Genomic DNA, 22,892 nt, shown 5'->3' on the forward strand with positions numbered 1-22,892 from the left:
AAATTTATCTACAAAAAGGATAAAGATATAAAAAACGTACTGTTTTTATAATATAAAGTAAGAAAAAATGAGTCCGTGAAAACAAGAAAGGAAGATAAATAATATGTTTGGATTTGGTGGATTTACTCGCGATCTTGGAATAGACTTAGGAACTGCGAACACGCTTGTATATGTAAAAGGAAAAGGTGTAGTTTTACGTGAACCTTCAGTAGTTGCGTTACAAACTGATACGAAACAAATCGTTGCTGTAGGTAGCGACGCAAAACAAATGATTGGTCGTACACCAGGGAACGTTGTGGCACTTCGCCCGATGAAAGACGGTGTAATTGCTGATTATGAAACAACTGCAACAATGATGAAATATTACATTCAACAAGCTCAAAAATCAAACGGTTTCTTCTCACGTAAGCCGTATGTAATGGTATGTGTACCATCTGGTATTACAGCTGTAGAAAGACGTGCAGTAATCGATGCGACTCGTCAAGCGGGTGCTCGTGATGCTTATCCTATCGAAGAGCCATTTGCAGCAGCAATTGGTGCAAACTTACCTGTTTGGGAACCAACTGGTAGTATGGTAGTTGATATCGGTGGTGGTACAACAGAAGTTGCAATTATTTCTTTAGGAGGTATTGTAACAAGTCAGTCAGTTCGTGTTGCTGGTGATGATATGGACGATTCAATCATTCAGTACATTAAGAAAAGCTATAACTTAATGATCGGTGAAAGAACAGCTGAAGCATTAAAATTAGAAATCGGTTCTGCAGGCGAGCCAGAAGGTATCGAGCCTATGGAAATTCGCGGTCGTGATTTAGTAAGTGGTTTACCAAAAACAGTACTAATTCAGCCAGAAGAAATTGCAGATGCATTAAAAGATACAGTAGATGCGATTGTAGAATCAGTTAAAAATACACTAGAAAAAACTCCACCTGAATTAGCAGCTGATATTATGGACCGCGGTATTGTATTAACAGGTGGCGGGGCATTACTACGTAATTTAGATAAAGTAATTAGTGAAGAAACAAAAATGCCAGTTCTTGTTGCAGAAGACCCATTAGATTGCGTAGCAATTGGAACAGGTAAAGCATTAGACAATATCGATCTTTTCAAAACTGCTGCTCGATAATATTGCAAAATAAAAATCAGTGAAATTAAGAGGGTGTGAACGTGCCACAGTTTTTCTTAAACAAAAGATTAATTGTTTTGTTAGTTAGTATTATTCTTCTCGTGGCATTGATTGGAATCTCATTGAAAGAACGGAACAGTTTAACATGGCCAGAGCAGTTTGTTAAAGACACTGTCGGTGTTGTAGAACGTGTATTCCAAAAGCCAGCGAAATACGTAGCTGGATTCTTCGAAAATGTAGAGGATGTAAAGCGCACGTATGAAGAGAATAAAGAATTAAAAGCAAAATTAGATAATTATGCAGGTCTATCAGGGAAAGTAAAACAATTAGAAGATGATAACAAGAAGTTACAAGAGTTAACTGGAAAAAAGGAGTTGCTGAGCGATTATACTGAGATTCCAGCTACTGTTGTTTCTCGTAGTTCAGATAAATGGTACGATTTAATTGGAATTGATAAAGGGGCACAGCAAGGAATTAAAAAAGATATGGCTGTTATGACTTCACAAGGTTTAGTTGGACGTGTGAAAAGTGTATCTCAGTTTACATCATCAGTAGAGTTATTAAGCTCTATGAGCCGAACAAATCGTGTATCTGCTATTGTACAAGGGCAAGAAAATATCTTTGGTTTAATTGAAGGTTACGACAAAGAAAAACACTTACTTCTTTTCACAAAGATTGGTTCTGATGCAAAAGTAGAAAAAGATCAAATGGTTGTAACATCTGGACTAGGTGATATTTTCCCGAAAGGTCTTGTAATTGGGAAAATCGTTGATGTACAACCAGATGCATACGGCTTAACAAAAACAGCTTATGTAAAACCTGCCGCTGATTTAAATGACGTAGAGCATATTATGGTTGCTAAACGTAAAAAGCCTTCAGCGCCATTAGAATAGGAGGGAGAGAAGAGATGATGAAGATTTTAAAAAGAGCAGCTCTTCCTCTTTTGCTCCTTTTTGTGTTTCTATTTGAAAATATGTTTGCTACCATTGTTCCAACAAATGTGTTTTGGAAAGAGAGTATAGCAGCACCGCATTTCTTTATAATCGTCTTATGTTTTATTACAGTGTATTATAGTCCGGTCCAAGGGATTTATTACGGACTATTATTTGGTTTCTTATTTGATACCGTATACACAGAACTTGTCGGTATATATATTTTTGCTTATCCGATTTTAGCTTATTTAGTTTATAGTGTGATGAAAGTACTGCAATTGAATTTATTTATTGTTGTTTCCATCATATTAGCTAGCGTTGTAGCACTAGAGTATTATGTGTATGGATTTTTAACTTTGTTGGGACGTACTCATATGCCAGCGTATGTCTTTTTCACAGATCGTCTCCTTGCTACTTTATTGTTAAATGCTATTTTCTTGTTGATAGTTTGTTTCCCACTGAGACGATATATATTGCGTCTTTCAAAAGCGATGGAAGAAAAAGAAAAAAGGATTTTCTAATTTTATGTCGAATTGAATCGGTGGGGTGAACTTTAGTGGAAGAAAAAAAGCAACAAAATGTAACGATAAAAGGGACAAAAGATGGGATAACGCTTCATTTAGATGATTGTTGTTCATTCTCTGAATTGTTGATAGAATTAGACGAAAAACTTTCTACACATTACTACGATGGTGATGGACGCTCTTTAATTGAAGTGCATGTGAAAGTAGGAAATCGTTATTTAACAGAAGTCCAACAAGAAGAGATTCGTACGTTAATTCGTAATAAAAAGAATCTTGTTGTGGATTCAATTAAAAGTGATGTTATCACTAAAGCAGAAGCAATAGCTTGGAAAGAAGAAACAGAAATTGTCCCTATTTCCAAAATTGTTCGCTCTGGACAAGTTTTACATGTAAAAGGAAATTTGTTGTTAATTGGAGATGTTAATCCAGGCGGAACGGTTATCGCTGGGGGGAATATTTTTGTTGTAGGATCATTAAGAGGAATTGCACATGCTGGGTATTATGGGGATTCGGATGCTGTAATCGCTGCATCTGTTATGAACCCGATGCAACTTCGAATTAGTGATGTGGCAATGCGGGCTCCGGAAGAGAAAGAAGACGGAGCGGAGGCGGCAGAATGTGCGTATATTAATGAGAACAATCACATTGTTGTCGATCGCCTGCAACTTCTCACTCATCTTAGACCTAATTTAACAAAGTTAGAAAGGGGAATTGTATAGCTGTGGGAGAGGCAATAGTAATTACATCTGGAAAAGGCGGAGTAGGTAAAACTACAACGTCTGCGAACATTGGTACGGCCCTAGCGTTATCTGGAAAGAAAGTGTGCTTAATTGACACAGATATCGGTCTTCGAAATTTAGACGTAGTAATGGGGCTGGAAAATCGTATTGTATTTGATCTTGTTGATGTCGTTGAAGGGCGTTGCCGTTTACCTCAGGCTCTTATTAAAGATAAACGTTTTGATGATCTTTATTTATTACCTGCAGCACAAACGAGTGATAAATCAGCGGTAACACCTGAACAAATGGATGAATTAATACAAGTATTACGTCAAGATTATGATTACATATTAATTGATTGTCCTGCGGGGATTGAGCAGGGATTTAAAAATGCGGTAGCTGGTGCGGATAAAGCAATCGTTGTTACGACGCCAGAAGTATCCTCAATGCGCGATGCGGATCGTATTATTGGGCTTTTAGAAAAAGAGGATATTGAACCACCAAAACTTGTTATTAACCGTGTACGTAGTCATATGCTTCATGAACAGGATATGTTAGATGTTGATGAAATTGTACGTACATTGTCAATCGAGCTTCTTGGTGTTGTCGAAGATGACGATGAAGTTATTCGAGCTACAAATACAGGTGAACCTGTGGCGTTGCAACCAAGCGGAAAAGCAGCGTTGGCTTATCGTAATATCGCAAGACGCTTGTTGGGTGAGAATGTACCATTACAAGCATTTGAACAAGAAAAGGTATCGGTATTTGCAAAGGTAAAAAACTTCTTTGGAATCCGTTAAAAGCACTTCGCACATATGCGAAGTGCTTTCTTTTTTCTTCACACGAATATCTTTCTTTCTTAGCTCATACACATGTACAAACTGTATACAACTGTTTCTATTGAAATTAGCTTACGGAAAGAAAGGAGACAGTATGAAGAATAGACGCGTAGAAGAAATTAAAAAGCGGATTGCGAAAAGGAAGGCCGAGCAAGAAAGGATGGAGGAAGAGCAGTATTTTACCGGAGGGAATTTTGGTAGCGAAACAGTATTTATTGAAGAAGGAGAAAAGGAAATTCACCCTTTATTTCGAAAGGAAGTCTTTTTCTTCAAAGTTTTATTATCAGCAATATTAGTTCTTTCGGTTGCTATTTTATATAAGAATGCCCCGTCTTCGTTCGATGGTGCTAAAGCTGTTACAGAAAAAGTGATGAAAGAGGAATTTCAGTTTGCTACTGTAGCGAAATGGTATGAAAAGCAATTTGGAAAACCGCTTGTATTTTATTCACCGAATGAGAAAAAAGAAGGAAGTATTCAGCAAAAAAATTATGCAATTCCTGCTTCTGGAAAAGTAATGCAAGGGTTTCAAAAAAATGGCCAAGGTGTATTTGTCCAAACAGCTACAAATGCAACAGTTGAGTCAGTGAATGAAGGATTAGTTGTTTTTGCGGGTAAGAAAGAGGAACTTGGAAATACAGTTCAAATTCAACATGCAGATGGTACGGAGTCATGGTATGCAAATTTAAACGATATGTCAGTGAAATTATATGATTACGTTTCAAAGAAACAAAAAATTGGAACGGTGAGTAATGATACAAATGATAAAAATGGAAAGTTTTATTTCGCGATAAAAAAGAATGAAAAATTTATTGATCCGATCCAGGTGATATCATTTGATTAAATATAGGGACGTCTTAACGAAAATTTCCGTGCATCCATTATTTTGGGTTATCATTGTCATTGGTATTTTTACTGCACGTTTTAAAGAATTAATACTGTTATTTTGTATTGTTCTTATTCATGAACTTGGGCATGCTCTTGCAGCAGCGCACTATAATTGGCGTATAAAAAAAATTCAGCTTTTGCCGTTTGGTGGCGTGGCTGAGCTTGAGGAACATGGTAATAAGTCGTTGAAAGAGGAACTTGTTGTTGTAATTGCAGGACCGATTCAACATGTTTGGATGATGCTAGTAGGTTATATATTATTTGAAGCCGGTTGGCTGAACGCGGATTTATATTATTTCTTTATGTGGAATAATATAATTATTTTAGCGTTTAATTTACTCCCTATTTGGCCGTTAGATGGCGGGAAAGTATTGTTTAATATACTATCATATCGTTTTCCTTATTTACAAGCACATGGAAAGATGATGAAATTGTCATGTGTTTTTTTTGGTGTAATATTAGGATGGCAGTTACTCTGGAATAGCAATAATATTATGATGTGGGTACTACTCATGTTTTTGGCAGTGTCGTTATATCAAGAGTGGAAACAAAGACGGTATGCCTTTATGCGTTTTTTATTAGAACGTTATTATGGGAACAAAAGAGGAATTGAAAAGATTGCACCTATTGAAGTGCAATCAGAAGATCATTTATATAAGATATTCACAAAATTTCGTAGAGGATATAAGCACTCTATTATCGTCCATGGAAAATATAAAGAACATTACACATTAGATGAAAATGAACTGCTCTATGCATATTTTACTGAAAAACGAACAACTTCATCAGTTGAAGAATTAATCGGTTAGTGTTGACGATAGCACTAACCTTTTATTATTGTAAAAGCAAAGAAGATTATAAAGTGAGGAAATAATTTTGAAAACGTTATATGTGAATTACGCTGGATCGGAAAAGCGCGTTGCAATTGAAGAGAAGAAAAAAATTGTTGAGTTTTTATGGAAACGTAATGAAGAGCAAGAGATTGTTGGGCATATTTATGCCGGACGTATCGTAAGAACAATCGCTGGAATGAACGCAGCATTTGTAAACATCGGTTTAGAAAAACATGCGTATCTTTCATACGATGATGTACCATCTTGTTATCGTATACATGAAGGGCAAGCGATTCTCGTACAAGTTGTAAAAGAGGCAATTGATACGAAAGGGCCTAAATTGACAGCGAATATAGAATTTACCGGGAAATATGTCGTTTATATGCCGTTTGATGAGATGCGCGCTGTTTCTCGGAAAATAAAAAATAATAAAAAAAGACAACAGTTACTCCAAATTGAGGTAGAAGGAACAGGGGGTTACATTTTCCGCTCTGCTTCTGAAAAAGGAGCGATTGAAGAAATACAAGCTGAAATGCAAATGTTACAGCAGTTATATGAAGAGCTAAAAAGAAAAGAGGGCCAAGGAAAGGCGCCGTTATTACTTCATCGACCGGCCACCTTTTTAGATCGTGTATTCCAAGAGAATCCGATTGAAACAATTGAAAAAGTAGTTGTAGATACAAGAAGTATAGTAAAAGAATTAGAGGGAAAGATTGGAAAAGAAAAAGTATCTTTTTATAATGAAAAATCTTCAATGTTTAACCATTTTGGAATAGAGCGTGAAATCGAGAAAGCACTTCAAAAAATTGTATGGCTCCCGAATGGTGCTTATTTAATTGTGGAACAAATGGAGACGATGACTGTAATTGATGTGAATACGGGCAAGTTTACTGGAAAACAGAATTTACAAGATACAGTCCTTCGTACAAATGAAGTGGCAGCTGAAGAGATTGCACGTCAATTAAGACTGCGTGATATCGGTGGTATGATATTAATTGATTTTATTAATATGAAAAGAAGAGAAGATAAAGAAATGGTAAGAGAATGTCTCATGGCTGCTATGCAAAATGATCGCACATATACAAGAGTGCTTGGGTTTACAGAGTTAGGGATTTTAGAGATGACACGTAAACGTAAGAAACATTCTTTACGCGACGTATTACTAGAAGAATGTGTACCGTGCAAAGCGACGGGGTATATGATGTCATATGAGACAATTGCGTATGAGTTAGAGAGAGAGCTAATTACATATGGCAATATAGAGGATGAGGCAGTATTAATCGCTGCACCTAAAGACTTGCAAAAACAATTTTTGCAAAAAGAATTACAAAAAAATATTCCATTTGAAATTTATTTCAAAGATGATATGATCGAAAAGTATGCAATTGTCCGTTTTGGAAGTAAAACAGAAATTGTAGAGCGGAAAAAATAGTTAGCAGAACATTTATTGACAACCGTCTATGATTCATGATAACATCTTTATGTTATAGTTTATAGCACCTAAACGGCTATATGCTACAACCGCACAAGACAGGTTCCCTAAAGGCATATATGTCTACCTCGTTTTTGGCGAGTCTTAGTAATTAAGAGGAGGTGCAAGTATGTACGCAATTATCGAAACAGGTGGAAAACAAATTAAAGTTGAAGCTGGTCAAGCAATCTACATTGAAAAATTAGATGTTGAAGCTGGTGAAACTGTTACTTTTGACAAAGTTCTTTTCGTTGGTGGCGAAAACGTTAAAGTTGGTAGCCCAGTTGTAGAAGGTGCAACAGTTACTGCGAAAGTTGAAAAACAAGGTCGCGCTAAGAAAATTATCGTTTTCAAATACAAAGCGAAAAAGAACAATCGTAAGAAACAAGGTCATCGTCAACCTTACACTAAGCTAGTTGTTGAAGCTATCAACGCTTAATCCAGGTTAACATGATTAAAATTACGATAAGTCGCACGAAATTAGGAAGTATCCAATCATTTAAAATGACTGGACATGCCGATTATGCGCCACATGGACAAGACCTTGTCTGTGCTGGAACTACAGCGGTTGTGTTTGGTTCTATAAATGCAGTGGAAGAACTTTGTAATGTGCAGGCAACTATTGAACTCGGAAGTGATGGCGGATTCTTAACGTATGAATTGCCTAATGATTTAGACGTTCATACAGTAGAAAAAGCACAGATACTTTTGGAAGGATTGGTTGTTTCGCTTAAGACGATCGAACTTGATTACGGAAAGTATATCCGTTTAATAGAAAAAGTGCAGGAGGTGTAACGTATGTTAAGATTAGATCTTCAGTTTTTCGCATCTAAGAAAGGTGTAGGTAGTACAAAGAACGGTCGTGACTCTCAGTCAAAACGTCTTGGTGCTAAACGCGCAGATGGTCAAACGGTTTCAGGTGGTTCAATTCTTTACCGTCAACGCGGTACAAAAATTTATCCAGGTGTTAACGTTGGTCGTGGTGGCGATGACACTTTATACGCGAAAGTTGACGGCGTAGTACGCTTTGAGCGTCTTGGCCGTGACCGCAAACAAGTGAGCGTATATCCTGTTGCTCAAGAAGCATAAGAACTCACGGAAAACTCTAACCTGAGTGCAGGTTAGAGTTTTTCTATATTAAGGGGTATCTAAATGAATGAAAAATGGACAATTATAGATGCATTGCGCCATTCAAGACATGATTGGCTCAATCGTATGCAGATGGTGAAAGGAAACCTTTCCCTTGGAAAAGTGGAAGAAATTCATAGTCTCATCGATCGTTTTGTCCAAGAAGCGAGACAAGAATCCAATCTGATGGGGCTATCAATGCCTTTATTTTCAGAGTGGATTTTAACATATAATTGGAAACAGCAGCCGTGCTTATTGGAGTACGAAGTATTAGGGAAATTACATAACTTATCTCACTTAGATGAGACTGTATGTACATGGACGAATCAATTTTTCTCGATGCTTCAGCATAGTTTAGACGTATATGTTGAAAATTATGTTTGTATCACAATTGAATGTGACGCGGATAATGCTCGTTTCTTTTTTGATTTTCGTGGTAAGCTAACGAGTGTAGAAGAACTACAGAATTGGCTTGCGACCCAAAACAATAAATGGTATTCCATTTCTTATACAGTGCGAGACGAAGAAGTCTCAGTTATATTACAACCAATTGAAAAAGTGTGGTGAAATAATGTTTGTAGATCAGGTCAAGATATATGTAAAAGGCGGCGACGGTGGTAACGGTATGGTTGCGTATCGTCGTGAGAAGTATGTTCCTAAAGGTGGCCCAGCAGGTGGCGACGGCGGTAAAGGTGCAGATGTTGTTTTCGTAGTTGAGGAAGGCTTACGTACATTAATGGACTTCCGCTACCAACGTCATTTCAAAGCTGATCGCGGTCAGCACGGAATGAGTAAAGGTCAGCACGGACGTAAATCTGAAGATTTAATCGTAAAGGTTCCACCAGGAACAATAGTAAAAGATGAAAAAACTGGTCAAATTCTTGCCGATTTAGTAACGCATGAACAAACTGCTGTAATCGCAAGAGGTGGCCGTGGTGGCCGTGGTAACTCACGTTTCGCAACAGCTACGAACCCAGCACCAGAAATCGCTGAAAACGGAGAACCAGGTCAAGAACGTGATGTCATTCTAGAACTTAAAGTACTAGCAGATGTTGGACTTGTTGGATTCCCAAGTGTAGGTAAATCTACATTATTATCTGTTGTATCATCAGCACGTCCGAAAATTGCAGAGTATCACTTTACAACAATCGTTCCGAATCTTGGTGTTGTTGAAACTGGTGATAACCGCAGCTTCGTGATGGCTGACCTTCCTGGACTAATTGAAGGCGCACATGCTGGCGTTGGACTTGGACACCAATTCTTACGTCATATCGAGCGTACACGTGTAATTGTACATGTTATTGATATGTCTGGTTTAGAAGGCCGTGAGCCATATGAAGATTATGTTACAATTAATAATGAATTAAAAGAATACAATATGCGTTTAACAGAGCGTCCGCAAGTTGTTGTAGCAAACAAAATGGATATGCCAGATGCAGAAGAGAACTTACAAGCATTTAAAGAGAAAGTGGGAGACGAAGTAAAAATCTTCCCAATTTCAGCTGTAACGAAACAAGGTGTTCGTGATTTACTATTTGAAGTAGCGAACTTATTAGAAACAACACCAGAATTCCCAATGTACGATGTTGTCGAAGAGTCTGAAGCAAGTGTAATGTATAAATTTGATGCTGAAAGTCTTAAATTTGAAATTACACGTGAAAGTGACGGCACATTTGTTATTTCTGGTTACGATATCGAGAAGACATTCAAAATGACAGACTTCTCACGTGATGAATCTATACGTCGTTTCGCTCGCCAAATGCGCGGAATGGGTATTGATGAAGCGCTTCGTGCACGTGGTGCAAAAGACGGAGATATTGTAAAAATTCTTGAATATGAATTTGAATTTATCGATTAAGACTGCCGAAATATGGCAGTCTTTTTTTTATCCCACTATTTGCCCGTAGAACCTCCACTGATTAAAGTATCACTTTATATTGCAATAGTTAGATTATTATAGGGAAAAATCCCCACTAATTAAATTTTCAATTTATAATGGAAAAAGGAGTAAATGTAGAAGAATTCTTTTATGGGGAGAAAAAGAACATGTATAAAATATTAATTGTAGAAGATGATGAGAAAATTGCGGGAATATTAGAGGAGCATTTAGAAAGGTATGGCTATCAATCATTTAGAGCAAGTGATTTACGTCATATAAAAGATGAGTTTGTAAAAATAAATCCTCATCTTGTGTTACTTGATATTAACTTACCGTACTTTGACGGTTTTTATTGGTGTCGTCAAATTCGTACTGTATCGAATGCGCCGATTATTTTTGTTTCTGCAAGAACAGGGGAAATGGATCAAGTGATGGCGATTGAAAATGGCGGCGATGATTATATTACGAAGCCATTCCATTTAGATATCGTAATGGCAAAGGTGAAGAGTGCGCTTCGCCGTGGCTATGGAGAGTATGCCTCTGCTGCTGAGAGTGATTGTTTAGGTGTAAATGGACTGTTGTTATTCCCGTCCCAGCATATCGTTGAGTGGCAGGGACAACAAACTGAACTGACAAAAAATGAGTTTTACTTATTAGAGTGTTTAATGAAACAGGTGAATCAATATGTAACGCGTGAAGAACTGTTAGAAGCTCTATGGGATGAAGTAGCATTTGTGGATGATAATACATTAACCGTAAATGTAAAACGTGTAAGGAAGAAACTAGAAGAGCTAGGCATTAAAAATGCAATTGTAACGAAACGTGGATATGGTTATGCGCTTCTTACGGAGTGGGGCGAAGGGCATGAAGGTTAAAAATTACCTCGTGGATCGCTTTCCTTTAATTCTTTCTTATATTGTTAGCCTTTGTTTATTTGGGCTCGTTTTGCAGTTGCAAAGTCTTTTAGAAAAGAAATCCATTGATTGGAGTACGTGGTTATATGGACTTTTATTAGGAACAGTTGTGTTTACTGTATACCTCATTTACGATTATCGAAAACGGAGTGTGTTTTTAAAGAGGATCGAAAAGTACGTTACTGGCGGAAATACATTACATGACTCTTTACTTATTGATGAATCTTATACATCAGAGCAAGAAATGGTCGTTGAATCTTTTACGTTATTAAGACAGCAATATATGAATGAAATTCATAAACAGCATGCGAAAGAGCAACAGCAAATGATATTTATGAACCAATGGATTCACCAAATGAAAACACCAGTATCTGTTATTGAATTATTGTTGCAGAAGTTTGGCAAAGAGCATCGTGAGGCAAGAGTAACAGTTGAAAGTATCCGTGAAGAAAATAACCGTATACTAAATGGGTTAGATTTAGCGTTACATATGGCAAGACTAGAGCAGTTTGCGAAAGATTATAAGGTAGAAGTAGTAAATGTTATAGATATCGTGCGAGGTATTATTAATGAAAACCGAAAATCCTTCATTCAATCGTCTGTATTCCCGAAAGTGATGTTTGAAGAAGATACTTGTATGGTTGCATCTGATAGAAAATGGCTGAGCATTGCTATAGGTCAAATTGTTGTAAACGCAATCAAGTATACCAAAATTTCAGCGGTAGAGAAAAAAGAAATTCAATTTCAAATTGAAGAGAAAAATCAAAAGGTGTTATTACATATTAAGGACAATGGAATTGGTATTCCAGAGCAAGACGTAAAGCGCATATTTGACCCATTCTTTACGGGAATAAATGGACGTAAAACGAGAGAAGCGACTGGGATGGGCTTATATATTACGAAGGAAATTTGCGATAATTTACATCATGGAATGTATGTTCAATCGGCTGAAGGAGAAGGGACAACATTCACGTTCCAATTTGTAAAAGATGAAGAATATCATACATTGATGAGAAAAATGACAAAACTGTAAGATAACAAAACGTTTTGTAAGGGAAATCACTCGTTTCTTTTTCTTATTTTTCTTATAGTAAATGTAAGAAGAAAACACATAGGGGGATTAGAAATGAGTGTTCTTGAAGTAAAAGGATTAACGAAGGTGTACCAATCAAAAGGTTCAGTAGCGACGACTGCTTTAAACGATATAAATTTTAAAATAGAAGAAGGCGAATTTGTAGGGATTATGGGTCCTTCGGGAAGCGGGAAAACAACGCTTTTAAATTTATTGGCGACAATTGATAAGCAAACTTCAGGTCATGTGCTTGTAAATGGGGAAGAAATTAATCAAATGCGTGCTGCAAAATTAGCGGAGTTTCGCCGTACACATTTAGGGTTCATCTTCCAAGATTTTAACTTACTTGATACGTTATCTATTAAAGAAAACATTATTTTACCACTTGTAATGGCGAAGAAATCTGTAAATGAAATCGATGCGAAAGTACTGGAAATTGCGAAGTTTTTAAACATCGAAGAAATTTTAAATAAAAAAGTATACGAAGTATCAGGCGGACAACAGCAACGTGCAGCAGCTGCGAGAGCGATTATTCATGAGCCTACGTTAATTTTAGCAGATGAGCCGACTGGAAACTTAGATTCGAAGTCAGCAAAATCATTAATGAGCGCGTTGCAAGACTTACATGAACAAAAGAAAGTGACAATTGCAATGGTAACGCATGATCCAGTAGCAGCGAGTTATTGCGAACGTATTCTATTCATTCGCGACGGAGAAATTTTCTCAGAAATACATAAAGGAAGAACGAAACAAGCCTTTTTCCAAGAAATTCTGGACGTACTTGCGATGCTAGGAGGAGAATATCATGAACTTTCGCCAGCTCGCGCTTAATAACGTAAAAGGGAATTGGCGTAACTATAAAGCGTTTCTTATAAGTAGTTGTTTATCGATTGTCGTATTTTTCATGTATGCTTCTTTTATTTATCATCCAGATGTCGTAAGCGGTAATATTAGTATGAGAAAGATGATTACAAAAGGATTAGAATCGATGAATTATATTGTGGTCATCTTCTCGGCACTCTTTATTTTATATGCAAATTCAACGTTTTTACGAGCAAGAAAAAAAGAGTTTGGTCTACTAACATTAATAGGCGGAACGAAATCGCAGCTCGGCCGAATGATTATATTAGAACAACTGATGTTAGGTGGTATTGCAATTGTAGTTGGTATTGGGGTTGGAATGCTTTGTTCAAAATTATTTTTCCAAGCGTTAAGCGTATTATTGAAAATAGATAAGACACTTCCACTCGTTTGGAATAGTAAAGCAGTTCTTATTACAGCTGGTGTATACTTTATTCTATTTTTAATCCTATCATTATTTAGTGTTTGGACAGTAGGACGCTTGCAAATTATTGATTTATTAAGAGAAGCAAGAAAGCAAAAAGTAGAGCCGTTTGCATTTACATGGTTAAGTGTAGTTGGTATAGGATGTATTATTGCTGCATATGTACTTAGCTTCCAAGTAACGTTTCTGAATTTCATCATCCTCTTTTTACCGGTGGTAGGACTGACAATTGGCGGAACGTATTTACTATTTACACAAGGTAGTACAGTTGTATTAAAAGCATTACAAAAAAGAAAGCAATCTTTCTATACGTATCCAAATATGTTTGTTCTTAGCAACCTTATTTATAAAATGAAAGATAATGCTCGTTTTCTATTTGTAATTTCTATTATTACGGCGATTGTATCCTCGGCAGTTGGCACGCTTTACGTATATTTTGAAAATTTGAGTGCGAAAACGGTAGAACTTACACCACATGCTATCTCATATGAGGAAAAGGGGTTAAATACATATAGCCTTATTAATGAAGAAAAGGTACAGGAGCTTGTGAAGAGACACGGGTTTGAAGATGCGCGAAAAGTAACATACATAAAACTACCAGCAACACAGAAAATAACGTTGTTTAATAGTGAACATGAAGTACCGATGACGATTATTTCAGAAAAAGAATATAATGCGGAAGTGCGTAAACAAAAGAGAGAGCAACCTTCAGAAATTCATAATGCAATGGGTAGTGCAACGATGGTTATGGTTGATATGTCAAATGAACTGATGAAGATAGATCGTACGAAACCGTATGAATTTACAATTAACGGACAAAAGCAGTCTGTTCAATTAAATGCCCCAACGCAGTATTCTGTTTTTAATGATAGTGAATATCTCGTTGTAAATGATCAAGATTTTGAGAAATATGCAAAACTCGTACCAGATGAAGAAAAGAGGAAATATTACGGTTATTATATTGAGGATTGGAAAAGTACAGAAGATCTTGTATTAGATTTGAAAAATGAAATTGCACCAGAAAAGCAAGGAGAATTGAGAAATTCAGTGTTTGCGTATAAGGATATAAGAGAAGGTGGAGCAATTACAATGTTCATCGGTTTCTTCGTAGCAGTACTGTTCTTCTTCTTCGCTTGTAGTATGACATACTTTAAATGGTTTAACGATAAAGAACAAGATCGTATTCAATTTAAATCGTTAAAGAGAATCGGTATGACAGATAAAGAAATTCGCAAAATTGCGATTCGACAAATGGGAGTTATCTTCTTTATCCCAATTTTAATCGGTTCCATTCATAGTGGAGTTGCTCTTCATACGTTAGGGAAAATGCTTTATATTGATTTGTGGAAATCAGGTGCGCTTGTAATTGGAGCATACATTTTAGCTTCTGCCATTTACTTTATGATCGCGCAAAGAGGATATTTAAAACACGTAAAAAGCTAGGGGAATCTCTAGCTTTTTGCCTATGTAGTAAGTTACAGGAGGACGATAGATGAACATTCGGCAACTAGCGCTGCAAAATATAAAAGGAAATTGGCGTAATTATAAAGTGTTTTTCTTAAGTAGTTGTTTTGCAATATTTGCTTCTTACGCATATATGTCTGTCATTGTGCATCCATATATGCAAGAGACGATGTGGTATCAAAACGTACGCTGGGGACTTATCATATGTAATGTTATAATCATTTCTTTTTTCGTCATATTTATTTTGTACTCTACTTCTATTTTCATAGAAGCACGTAAGAAAGAATTAGGGTTATATATGTTAATGGGAGCAACGAAGTCTAACGTAATAGGAGTGATTATGACCGAGCAAATTTTAATTGGGGTCTTCGCGAATATTTTCGGTATTGGGCTTGGTATGATATTTTTAAAACTCTTTTTTATGGTATTTAGTATGTTACTGGGGCTTCCGAAAGAACTGCCTGTCATATTTGACGTAAGGGCGATTGGTGTAACATTTATTACATATATAGTCGTTTTTATTCTATTATCTTTTATAAGTGCTTTACGTATATGGAATATAAAAATCATTCGGTTATTGAAAGAATTTCGAACAGATAAAAAAGAGAAGAAAACATCAAAGTGGCTCTGTTTATTCGGTTTTGCTTGTTTAGTGGGCGGGTATGCGTTGGCGCTACAAGTGACGATGGCTACGATAGCGATATACTTTTTCCCTGTGTCTATACTTGTCTTTTTTGGAACGTACTTTTCTTTCGCGCATGGTGCTACCCAAGTGTTAGAAATGATAAAGCGAAATAAAAAGATTATGTATACATATCCGTATTTATTTATAGTGAATCAATTGTCACATCGAATGAAGGAAAATGGTCGCTTTTTCTTTCTGATGTCTATGGCAACGACGTTTGTAGTTACAGCAACAGGTACGGTGTTCTTATATTTTTCTAGCATGCAAGATATGTGGCGAACTGGAGGGATACACTCGTTTTCGTACATAGAAAAAGGTATTTCTACTCATGAAGTCTTTGAAGAAGGTGCGGTTGAAAAATTACTGCATCAATATGAGTATGATGATTTTCAATATATGAGTTTTATTGGAGTGTATGCATCCTTTCAGTCTAATAAGGGAGAAACAACAATAGCACCGCTTATAAAAGAAAGTGAATATAACCAAGAAGCGAGGAAACAAAAACAGAAAACGTATCGTCCTAAAAAAGGTACAGTGACACTCGTTTATTATAATAAATACAATAATTCGAATGTATATAATCAAAAAGAGATTCAATTGCGAGTAATGAATCAACCATATCAATTCGTATTTAACGGTCAGAAAGAAGGTGTTCAATTTAACCATCATCCCTCGTACATTAATGGTCTGTTCTTCGTTATGAATGATGAAGATTTTGACAGTATAGCAAATCAGGTTCCTGATTCTGAAAAAATGATATATAGAGGCTACACATTACCAAATATCGAAAAGACGAAGAAATTAAATGAAGATTTACGGAAACATATGAAACAAGATAATAATGCATTTCGAAGCAATATGGAGTTATATGTAAATATGAAAGAAGGCGGCGATATTACTCTATTTGTAGGCTCATTTATTAGTATATTATTTTTTCTTACTTCATGTAGTATCGTGTATTTTAAATGGTTCCATAATATTGCATCGGACCGAAAGCAGTATGGTGCACTCTCTAAACTTGGAATGACGAAGGAAGAAGTATGGAAAATTTCTCGTTGGCAATTATGTATGCTATTTTTTGCGCCAATTATAGTAGGGAGTATGCATAGTGCAGTTGCGTTATATACGTTTCATAATACGCTTTTTATGGATGGATCATTAAGAAAAGTAGGTTTGTTCATTCTGTTTTATATCGCAGCATGTATCATTTATTTCTTCTTCGCTCAAAGAGAATATAAGAAACATTTAGACTAGCGAAAGCTAGTCTTTTTTTAATATTCGAAATTTGCATAGAAGAATATAAAAAAGTATGGTATAACAGTAAGAAAACGAAAAAGAGGGGAAAAGACGATGATTCGAGTAGGATATTTAGGACCAGAAGCAACATTTACAAATATGGCGGTGAGTCGTTTTTTTCCGGAAGCAGAGCATGTACCGTATCGAACGATTCCAGATTGTATAGATGCAGCTGCAAATGAAAATGTAGACTTCGCAGTTGTACCGTTAGAAAATGCAATAGAAGGTTCAGTGAATATAACGGTTGATTACCTTGTACATGAGCAGCCGCTTTCCATTGTAGGAGAAATTACAGTACCAATTCAGCAGCATTTACTTGTACATCCGCAGTATGCAGAAGTGTGGGATGAAGTATATGCGGTGCATTCTCATCCGCATGCCATTGCACAGTGCCATAAATTTTTAAATGAAGAATTAAAAGGAGTAACTGTTCGAGATATGACATCCACAAGTGCCGCTGCGCAATATGTGAAAGAACATCCTGAAGAGAAAATTGCCGCTATTGCAAATGAAGCAGCTGCAGAAAAATATGGATTAACAATTGTGAGGCGTAGCATTCATACGCATAAAAATAATCACACACGTTTCCTAGTACTCCATAAGAAAAAGAAAGCAGTACTCCCGAATAACGGAGAGAACCGCGGAGAGAAAACGACGCTTATGATAACGTTACCTGCAGATTATGCAGGTGCCCTATATCAAGTGTTATCAGCTTTCGCATGGAGAAAATTAAACTTATCAAAAATCGAATCGCGTCCGATGAAAACAGGTCTTGGAAATTACTTTTTCTTAATCGATGTCGATAAAGCGTATGATGACGTATTATTGCCAGGCGTAACGATGGAACTTGAAGCACTCGGTTTTTCTGTTACTGTGCTGGGGAGTTATTCTTCTTATTGGTTGTAAAGGGAGCTGTTGTTAAACTTGTTTGAAATGAAAAGTTGTTTATCGGTTTGAGGCAGAGTAAGCTATCGATTCTATTGGAGTAAGTGATGTAATTAAGCTAGCAAAATAAAGAAGCCGTCCTAAAAGATATTTTAGGACGGCTTTCTGTTAGGAATAGGTCACTCTTTTGTCGTGTTTTTAGTACGCATCATTACAACTATTATAATAATAGGATTCATCATTGTTCGAATTACCGCAGCAAATACAATTCGTTTGTTGTATTAATAGATTAAGTGTAGATGGAGCTACAGTATCTGAGAAAGTAATACTCAAAACATCTTCTACTAAAAATGTTTTAATATCTCCTGGTGTTAAGGTAAATGTAAGTGGAGAGCGATGGTTTAATCTTGCAATTGTTAATCTAATCGTTGTTGCAAATGCAGGACTGAAACTAAATTTAATAAGTGTCTTATTATGATTTTTAGTGAAGTTTTCAAATACAGTTCGAGGAATTCCAGTTGTTATATCAAGATCTTGAGGGGTATCTTCCGTACCGAAAATAGTATAGTTCTGTATAAAACAGTTAGTTGAATCTGAATTTGAAGAATTACATGGATGATCATTTTTCTTATAATATTTTTTTCCATTTTTTAAGAAGTAATCTGCCATAACTAATCACTCCCTTCATATATAAGGGTTAAAGGTTGTCCATATATAATATGAAATATATTTTTATATGTTTGGACGTGAAGGAAGAGAAAATAAAAATACTCCCATTAGATAAACAGATTTTTATTTTTTATCTGTCTACCTAATGGGGAGCATATCAGAACTTAATACTGTTTTACCTGGTGGGATTCTTTATTTTAACTTCACAAGACGCTCTTCTAACTGACCACGCCAAATATCAGCTAGTTCTGGAACAGCAAGAATTTTTTCTATGCCATCTTTATCTTTTCTATTATGAAAATAGATTTCGTTAGAGAACAACACAGAAATATTGCTCGGTTGACGTTCTAGTAATGTAATTTTAGAATCTTTACGTACAGTACCTTCTTGAAGAACACGGCATAGGTAGCCAGTAAATCCAGTTGCTACAATGCGCGGCAAAATGCCAGGAATACCGAGGCGTTTTGAAATAGTGCTACAAGGTACTCTTGCTTGTGTCACTTGAATGATTGCTTCACCTAGTTGATATGTATCTCCGATGCAAACATCACGCTCTAACATATTTGTTACGGTAATGTTTTCGCCAAATGTGGAAGCTGGAAGCGTAGTTTGAAATTCCTCTTCCCATAGTGCGTAATGCTCGTGTGGGTATACACAAACAGCTCGATCAGGACCGCCATGATGTTTTAAATCTGCTACGTCATCGCCGAGGAATCCATCTTTTGAGAGGAAAGCTTCTTCTGTAAGTTCCTTACATATACCAGTAATCATTTCTTTATCTTCGCTATATTTCATTTGTTTCGGTTTGCCAATGCTAAAGTGAACGAGTTTAATTCCCATAAGTGATCTCCTTTACGATTGATTACAATATTATAGCATTAAAAAAGCACAGAGAATTATAAAAACTCTGTGCTTTACATTAATAAACGAGAAATCCTGCTTTATCCAGTGCCTTGCAAGCAGCATCTAACTTTTCTTTAGAATCGGCCTCAATTGTATGTAAGTGAATACCATCTGTTAGTTGCGAAAGGTAAGAAGCATTTGTGTTTTCTATTTTTTGTAAATATTGTTCTACATCAAAGCGATTACTTACCATAATAGATGCTGTTAAATCGCCGTATACAGGATGCTCAACTTTTACGTCTTTAATCGTAACACCGTGATCAACAAGCATTGTAAGTTCTTGACGTACTTCTGCTGGTTTGTGCTGGCATACGATTACGCGTTCAAAAGCTTGTTGTTTCTCTTGTGGCTTTAAATATAAATAGCCTTGAGCAGTCGCAATAATTGGTTCGTTTCGTGCTTTAAGTAAGGAAATATCTTGCACGATAACTTGCCTACTTACGTTTGTCTTCTTCGATAGTTCATTTCCAGATAACGGCTCATTTGCAGCGAGAAGCCACTGGAGGATAAGCTGTCGTCTTTCTTCACCTAAAATCTTTTTTTGTTCATTTTGTTTCATTATGATTTAACACCTCTATAAAATTGATTTCCAATTGTGTGTAGTGCATGAATAGTAGTATCAATTTGATCTTTCGTTGTTTGTTGTCCGAAAGAGAAGCGGACATATTGTTTGGCCTCTTCATACGTTTTTCCAATTGCAAGCATGGTTTTCGAAGGTTCTTGTTTACCGACTTGGCAAGCACTTCCGGTGGAAATGGCAATACCATGACGATTACATTCTAGCATAGTATATTGACCTTCTATTCCTTTTATTGTAACCCCAACAATATGTGGTAAACAAGAAGTAGAATGACCTTCTACTTCAATTTCTAGCGGAAGTGTTTGTATTTGCTCTAAAAAGTAGGATCGTAACTCTTTAAAACGTAAACTTTCTTCCCATTGAGTTTTTAATATATTTTCAGCAGCTGTTAAAAAAGATGCGATGCCGGGAACGTTAACTGTACCTGGGCGAAATCCTTTTTCGTGAGAAGTTCCTGGAAATACTTGTTCCCAGCGAGATTGCGGATTTATGTAGCAAGCGCCGACACCTTTTGGTCCGTATATTTTATGTGCTGAAACAGAAAGACTATCAATCCCCATCTCAAAAACATGGATAGGCAGTTTACCAAACGTTTGCACACAATCCGTATGAAATAAAACATTATATTTTTTCAAAATTGCCCCGATTTCTGTAATGTTTTGAACGGTTCCGATTTCAGAGTTTCCATGCTGTATACTTGCTAGCACAGTATCTTCTGTAATAGATGCCTCTAAATCTACTAAACAAATGAGTCCGCTTTTATCAACAGGAATTTCAGTGATCGTATAGCCTTTTGATTTTAGAGATTGAAAATAACTTCGAATGGATGCATGTTCCATAGGTGTCGTAATAATATGCTTCTTATTTCGGGCATTTAGAAGTGATTGGATCGCAAGATAGTTTGATTCTGAGCCACCGCTTGTGAAGAATACTCCTTGTTCTTTTCCACCAATCATTTCCGCGAATGTTTTTCGGCAAACTTGTAATAAAGAAGAAGCCGTTCCTCCAATGTCATGTAAACTTTGTTCATTTCCGAAGTATTGAGAAGCTGCTTTCATATATGTTTGTAACGCTTCCTCGCTCATAGGTGTAGTAGCTGCATAGTCAAGATATATCATCATGTAAGTTCCTCTCTCTAGTAAGAGTTACATTTCTTTTACTTTTTAAATGGTAGTGAAAATAAGAATTATAAAAAAACTCTTGTCATTATTTTAAAACTATGTAAATATAGGTGTCAAGACAGTTGAAAAGTGTAAAGTAGGAGGCAACAATTATGCCAAGTGCAGATGTCTTAATTATTGGAAGTGGCGTTGCGGCACTTCGTGTTGCAAAAGAGATTTGTCACGAAAAGAATGTGATTATTATCACAAAGGAGACGAAACGTAATAATAATACACATTTAGCTCAAGGTGGAATTGCCGCAGCGGTAGCTACATATGACAATCCTAATGATCATTTTGAAGATACGTTAGTAGCAGGGTGTCATTATAATAATGAAGAAGTGGTCCGTTATTTAGTCGAGGAAGGGCCGAAAGAAATTAATAACCTTATTGAAAGAGGAATGAAATTTGATGGAGATGAAACAGGTCCTCATCTTGGAAAAGAAGGAGCGCATCGAAAACGTCGTATTTTACATGCAGGTGGCGATGCAACAGGAAAGAATTTATTAGAGCATCTTATTCAAGAAGTAGCTCCATACGTTACGGTAGTGGAACAGGAAATGGTGCTCGATTTTATTATAGAAAAAGATAAATGTGTTGGGGCTTTAACTCGTAACAATAAAGGAGAACTGAAACGTTACAATGCAGATTATACGGTGTTAGCTTCAGGGGGTATTGGCGGTTTATACGCCTTTACTTCTAATGATGAGACAATTACAGGCGATGGACTTGCAATGGTGTACCGTGCAGGCGGAGAGCTTGTAGATTTAGAGTTTATACAATTTCATCCGACGATGTTATACGCGGGTGGGCGTTGTTCCGGCCTCGTGTCCGAAGCTGTTCGCGGAGAAGGAGCTGTTCTTATAAATGGAAAAGGGCAGCGTTTTATGATGGATATACATTCCGAACAGGATCTAGCGCCTCGTGATGTAGTCGCAAGGGCTATTCATGAACAGCTACTTGCGGGTGAAAAAGTGTACTTAAACATCGAAATGATTCAAAACTTTGAACAACGCTTTCCGACCGTGTCATCGATATGTAAAACAAATGGAGTCGATATAAATAAAAAACTTATTCCAGTCGTGCCCGGTACTCATTTTCACATGGGCGGCGTGAAAACGAACTGTGATGGAGAGACGTCTATTCCGAACCTATACGCAGTCGGTGAAGTAGCTTGTAATGGGGTTCATGGTGCAAATAGATTAGCGAGTAATTCATTATTAGAAGGTCTTGTGTTTGGAAAAAGAATCGGACGACACATTTTATCTAGAGAGACAAAAGAAAAGGTGAGCATGCTAGCCGAAAAGGAAGCGAAGTTTATCGTTCTGAATCATTTACCGACGAAAGAAGAAATACAAAAATGCATGATGAAATATGTTGGGATTGTGCGAACAGAGCAAAGTTTATCTTATGCGAAGAGATGGCTTAGTAAGTACGGTGTTCGAAATATGATATTACAACATGATGTTCTTACGAATGAAGAGATAACACTTATTAATATGTTAACGGTTTGTGAGCTTATAGTTGTGTCAGCTCTGCAAAGAGAAGAAAGTATTGGTGGGCATTACCGGAGTGATTATCCAGATAGAAATGTAGGAAAGAAAGAGATTGTTCGAGTAAAGAGAAAACTACAACTTGTGTGATGA

Annotated in this window: 24 protein-coding genes and 1 other annotated feature; of the genes, 20 read left to right on the forward strand and 4 right to left on the reverse strand. The window is 36.5% G+C overall.

Going from position 1 to position 22,892, the window contains the following annotated elements:
* Positions 1–103: 103 nt before the first annotated feature.
* The 19 genes from mreB to pheA all read left to right on the forward strand — a co-directional run bounded on the left by mreB (position 104) and on the right by pheA (position 17,955).
* A complete protein-coding gene (gene mreB, locus MHI28_RS24890; protein ID WP_000466736.1) occupies positions 104–1,123 on the forward strand; it encodes a cell shape-determining protein MreB in 1,020 nt (339 codons plus the stop codon).
* Positions 1,124–1,164: 41 nt separating this feature from the next.
* Positions 1,165–2,016, forward strand: coding sequence for a rod shape-determining protein MreC (gene mreC / locus MHI28_RS24895; protein ID WP_001135484.1), 852 nt, complete (start codon positions 1,165–1,167; stop codon positions 2,014–2,016).
* 14 nt (positions 2,017–2,030) lie between these two features.
* Entirely contained in the window at positions 2,031–2,576 is a 546-nt protein-coding gene (gene mreD, locus MHI28_RS24900) for a rod shape-determining protein MreD (protein WP_000975762.1), read from the forward strand.
* Positions 2,577–2,611: 35 nt separating this feature from the next.
* Positions 2,612–3,298 (forward strand): septum site-determining protein MinC, encoded by a 687-nt coding sequence (gene minC, locus MHI28_RS24905; RefSeq protein ID WP_000391514.1) that lies wholly within the window; start codon positions 2,612–2,614, stop codon positions 3,296–3,298.
* Positions 3,299–3,300: 2 nt separating this feature from the next.
* A complete protein-coding gene (gene minD / locus MHI28_RS24910; protein ID WP_000503309.1) occupies positions 3,301–4,098 on the forward strand; it encodes a septum site-determining protein MinD in 798 nt (265 codons plus the stop codon).
* Between the two features lie 133 nt (positions 4,099–4,231).
* On the forward strand, positions 4,232–4,978 hold the full coding sequence (spoIVFA, locus tag MHI28_RS24915; protein ID WP_000797477.1) for a stage IV sporulation protein SpoIVFA: 747 nt from the start codon (positions 4,232–4,234) through the stop codon (positions 4,976–4,978).
* A complete protein-coding gene (locus tag MHI28_RS24920) occupies positions 4,971–5,831 on the forward strand; it encodes a M50 family metallopeptidase (protein ID WP_000599047.1) in 861 nt (286 codons plus the stop codon). Before spoIVFA ends, MHI28_RS24920 begins: the two co-directional genes overlap by 8 nt.
* Before the next feature lie 67 nt (positions 5,832–5,898).
* Positions 5,899–7,287, forward strand: a complete 1,389-nt coding sequence (locus MHI28_RS24925; protein WP_000855476.1) for an Rne/Rng family ribonuclease — start codon at positions 5,899–5,901, stop codon at positions 7,285–7,287.
* Between the two features lie 77 nt (positions 7,288–7,364).
* Positions 7,365–7,442 (forward strand) — a sequence feature (ribosomal protein L21 leader region).
* 14 nt (positions 7,443–7,456) lie between these two features.
* A complete protein-coding gene (gene rplU / locus MHI28_RS24930; RefSeq protein WP_000270907.1) occupies positions 7,457–7,765 on the forward strand; it encodes a 50S ribosomal protein L21 in 309 nt (102 codons plus the stop codon).
* Between the two features lie 11 nt (positions 7,766–7,776).
* Positions 7,777–8,121 carry a ribosomal-processing cysteine protease Prp gene (locus MHI28_RS24935; protein WP_002082112.1) on the forward strand — a complete coding sequence of 115 codons (345 nt, stop codon included), beginning with the start codon at positions 7,777–7,779 and terminating at the stop codon, positions 8,119–8,121.
* A gap of 3 nt (positions 8,122–8,124) precedes the next feature.
* Positions 8,125–8,415: a 50S ribosomal protein L27 gene (gene rpmA / locus MHI28_RS24940; protein ID WP_000944957.1), complete on the forward strand. Its 291-nt coding sequence runs from the start codon at positions 8,125–8,127 to the stop codon at positions 8,413–8,415.
* 63 nt (positions 8,416–8,478) lie between these two features.
* The gene (locus tag MHI28_RS24945) at positions 8,479–9,021 is read left to right on the forward strand and encodes a sporulation initiation phosphotransferase B (RefSeq protein ID WP_001003585.1); all 543 of its coding nucleotides are present in this window, start codon (positions 8,479–8,481) and stop codon (positions 9,019–9,021) included.
* A 4-nt stretch (positions 9,022–9,025) separates the two neighbouring features.
* Entirely contained in the window at positions 9,026–10,312 is a 1,287-nt protein-coding gene (obgE, locus tag MHI28_RS24950; RefSeq protein WP_000497121.1) for a GTPase ObgE, read from the forward strand.
* Between the two features lie 188 nt (positions 10,313–10,500).
* A complete protein-coding gene (locus tag MHI28_RS24955; RefSeq protein WP_002082113.1) occupies positions 10,501–11,208 on the forward strand; it encodes a response regulator transcription factor in 708 nt (235 codons plus the stop codon).
* Entirely contained in the window at positions 11,198–12,280 is a 1,083-nt protein-coding gene (locus MHI28_RS24960; RefSeq protein WP_000865418.1) for a HAMP domain-containing histidine kinase, read from the forward strand. The genes MHI28_RS24955 and MHI28_RS24960 overlap by 11 nt, the downstream gene beginning before the upstream one ends.
* Positions 12,281–12,373: 93 nt before the next feature.
* Positions 12,374–13,150, forward strand: a complete 777-nt coding sequence (locus MHI28_RS24965; protein WP_000114530.1) for an ABC transporter ATP-binding protein — start codon at positions 12,374–12,376, stop codon at positions 13,148–13,150.
* Positions 13,125–15,047 (forward strand): ABC transporter permease, encoded by a 1,923-nt coding sequence (locus MHI28_RS24970; protein ID WP_001011408.1) that lies wholly within the window; start codon positions 13,125–13,127, stop codon positions 15,045–15,047. The genes MHI28_RS24965 and MHI28_RS24970 overlap by 26 nt, the downstream gene beginning before the upstream one ends.
* Positions 15,048–15,096: 49 nt before the next feature.
* A complete protein-coding gene (locus MHI28_RS24975; protein WP_001026364.1) occupies positions 15,097–17,007 on the forward strand; it encodes an ABC transporter permease in 1,911 nt (636 codons plus the stop codon).
* Between the two features lie 96 nt (positions 17,008–17,103).
* Positions 17,104–17,955: a prephenate dehydratase gene (gene pheA, locus MHI28_RS24980; RefSeq protein ID WP_000621701.1), complete on the forward strand. Its 852-nt coding sequence runs from the start codon at positions 17,104–17,106 to the stop codon at positions 17,953–17,955.
* 177 nt (positions 17,956–18,132) lie between these two features.
* Here the strand turns inward: pheA and MHI28_RS24985 are convergent, their stop codons facing one another.
* The 4 genes from MHI28_RS24985 to MHI28_RS25000 form a co-directional block, all read right to left on the reverse strand.
* Complete coding sequence (locus tag MHI28_RS24985) at positions 18,133–18,603, reverse strand: hypothetical protein (RefSeq protein ID WP_000796366.1); 471 nt, start codon at positions 18,601–18,603, stop codon at positions 18,133–18,135.
* A gap of 192 nt (positions 18,604–18,795) precedes the next feature.
* Entirely contained in the window at positions 18,796–19,443 is a 648-nt protein-coding gene (locus MHI28_RS24990; protein WP_000511662.1) for an MOSC domain-containing protein, read from the reverse strand.
* Between the two features lie 79 nt (positions 19,444–19,522).
* Positions 19,523–20,065: a transcription repressor NadR gene (locus MHI28_RS24995; RefSeq protein WP_000812273.1), complete on the reverse strand. Its 543-nt coding sequence runs from the start codon at positions 20,063–20,065 to the stop codon at positions 19,523–19,525.
* Positions 20,065–21,207: an IscS subfamily cysteine desulfurase gene (locus MHI28_RS25000; protein ID WP_000973781.1), complete on the reverse strand. Its 1,143-nt coding sequence runs from the start codon at positions 21,205–21,207 to the stop codon at positions 20,065–20,067. Before MHI28_RS25000 ends, MHI28_RS24995 begins: the two co-directional genes overlap by 1 nt.
* 152 nt (positions 21,208–21,359) lie before the next feature.
* Here MHI28_RS25000 and nadB point away from each other — a divergent pair, with 152 nt between their 5' ends.
* On the forward strand, positions 21,360–22,889 hold the full coding sequence (gene nadB / locus MHI28_RS25005) for an L-aspartate oxidase (protein ID WP_001138541.1): 1,530 nt from the start codon (positions 21,360–21,362) through the stop codon (positions 22,887–22,889).
* Positions 22,890–22,892 lie beyond the last annotated feature (3 nt).

Source organism: Bacillus sp. FSL K6-0268, from assembly GCF_038005425.1.
Lineage (GTDB): Bacteria > Bacillota > Bacilli > Bacillales > Bacillaceae_G > Bacillus_A > Bacillus_A thuringiensis_S.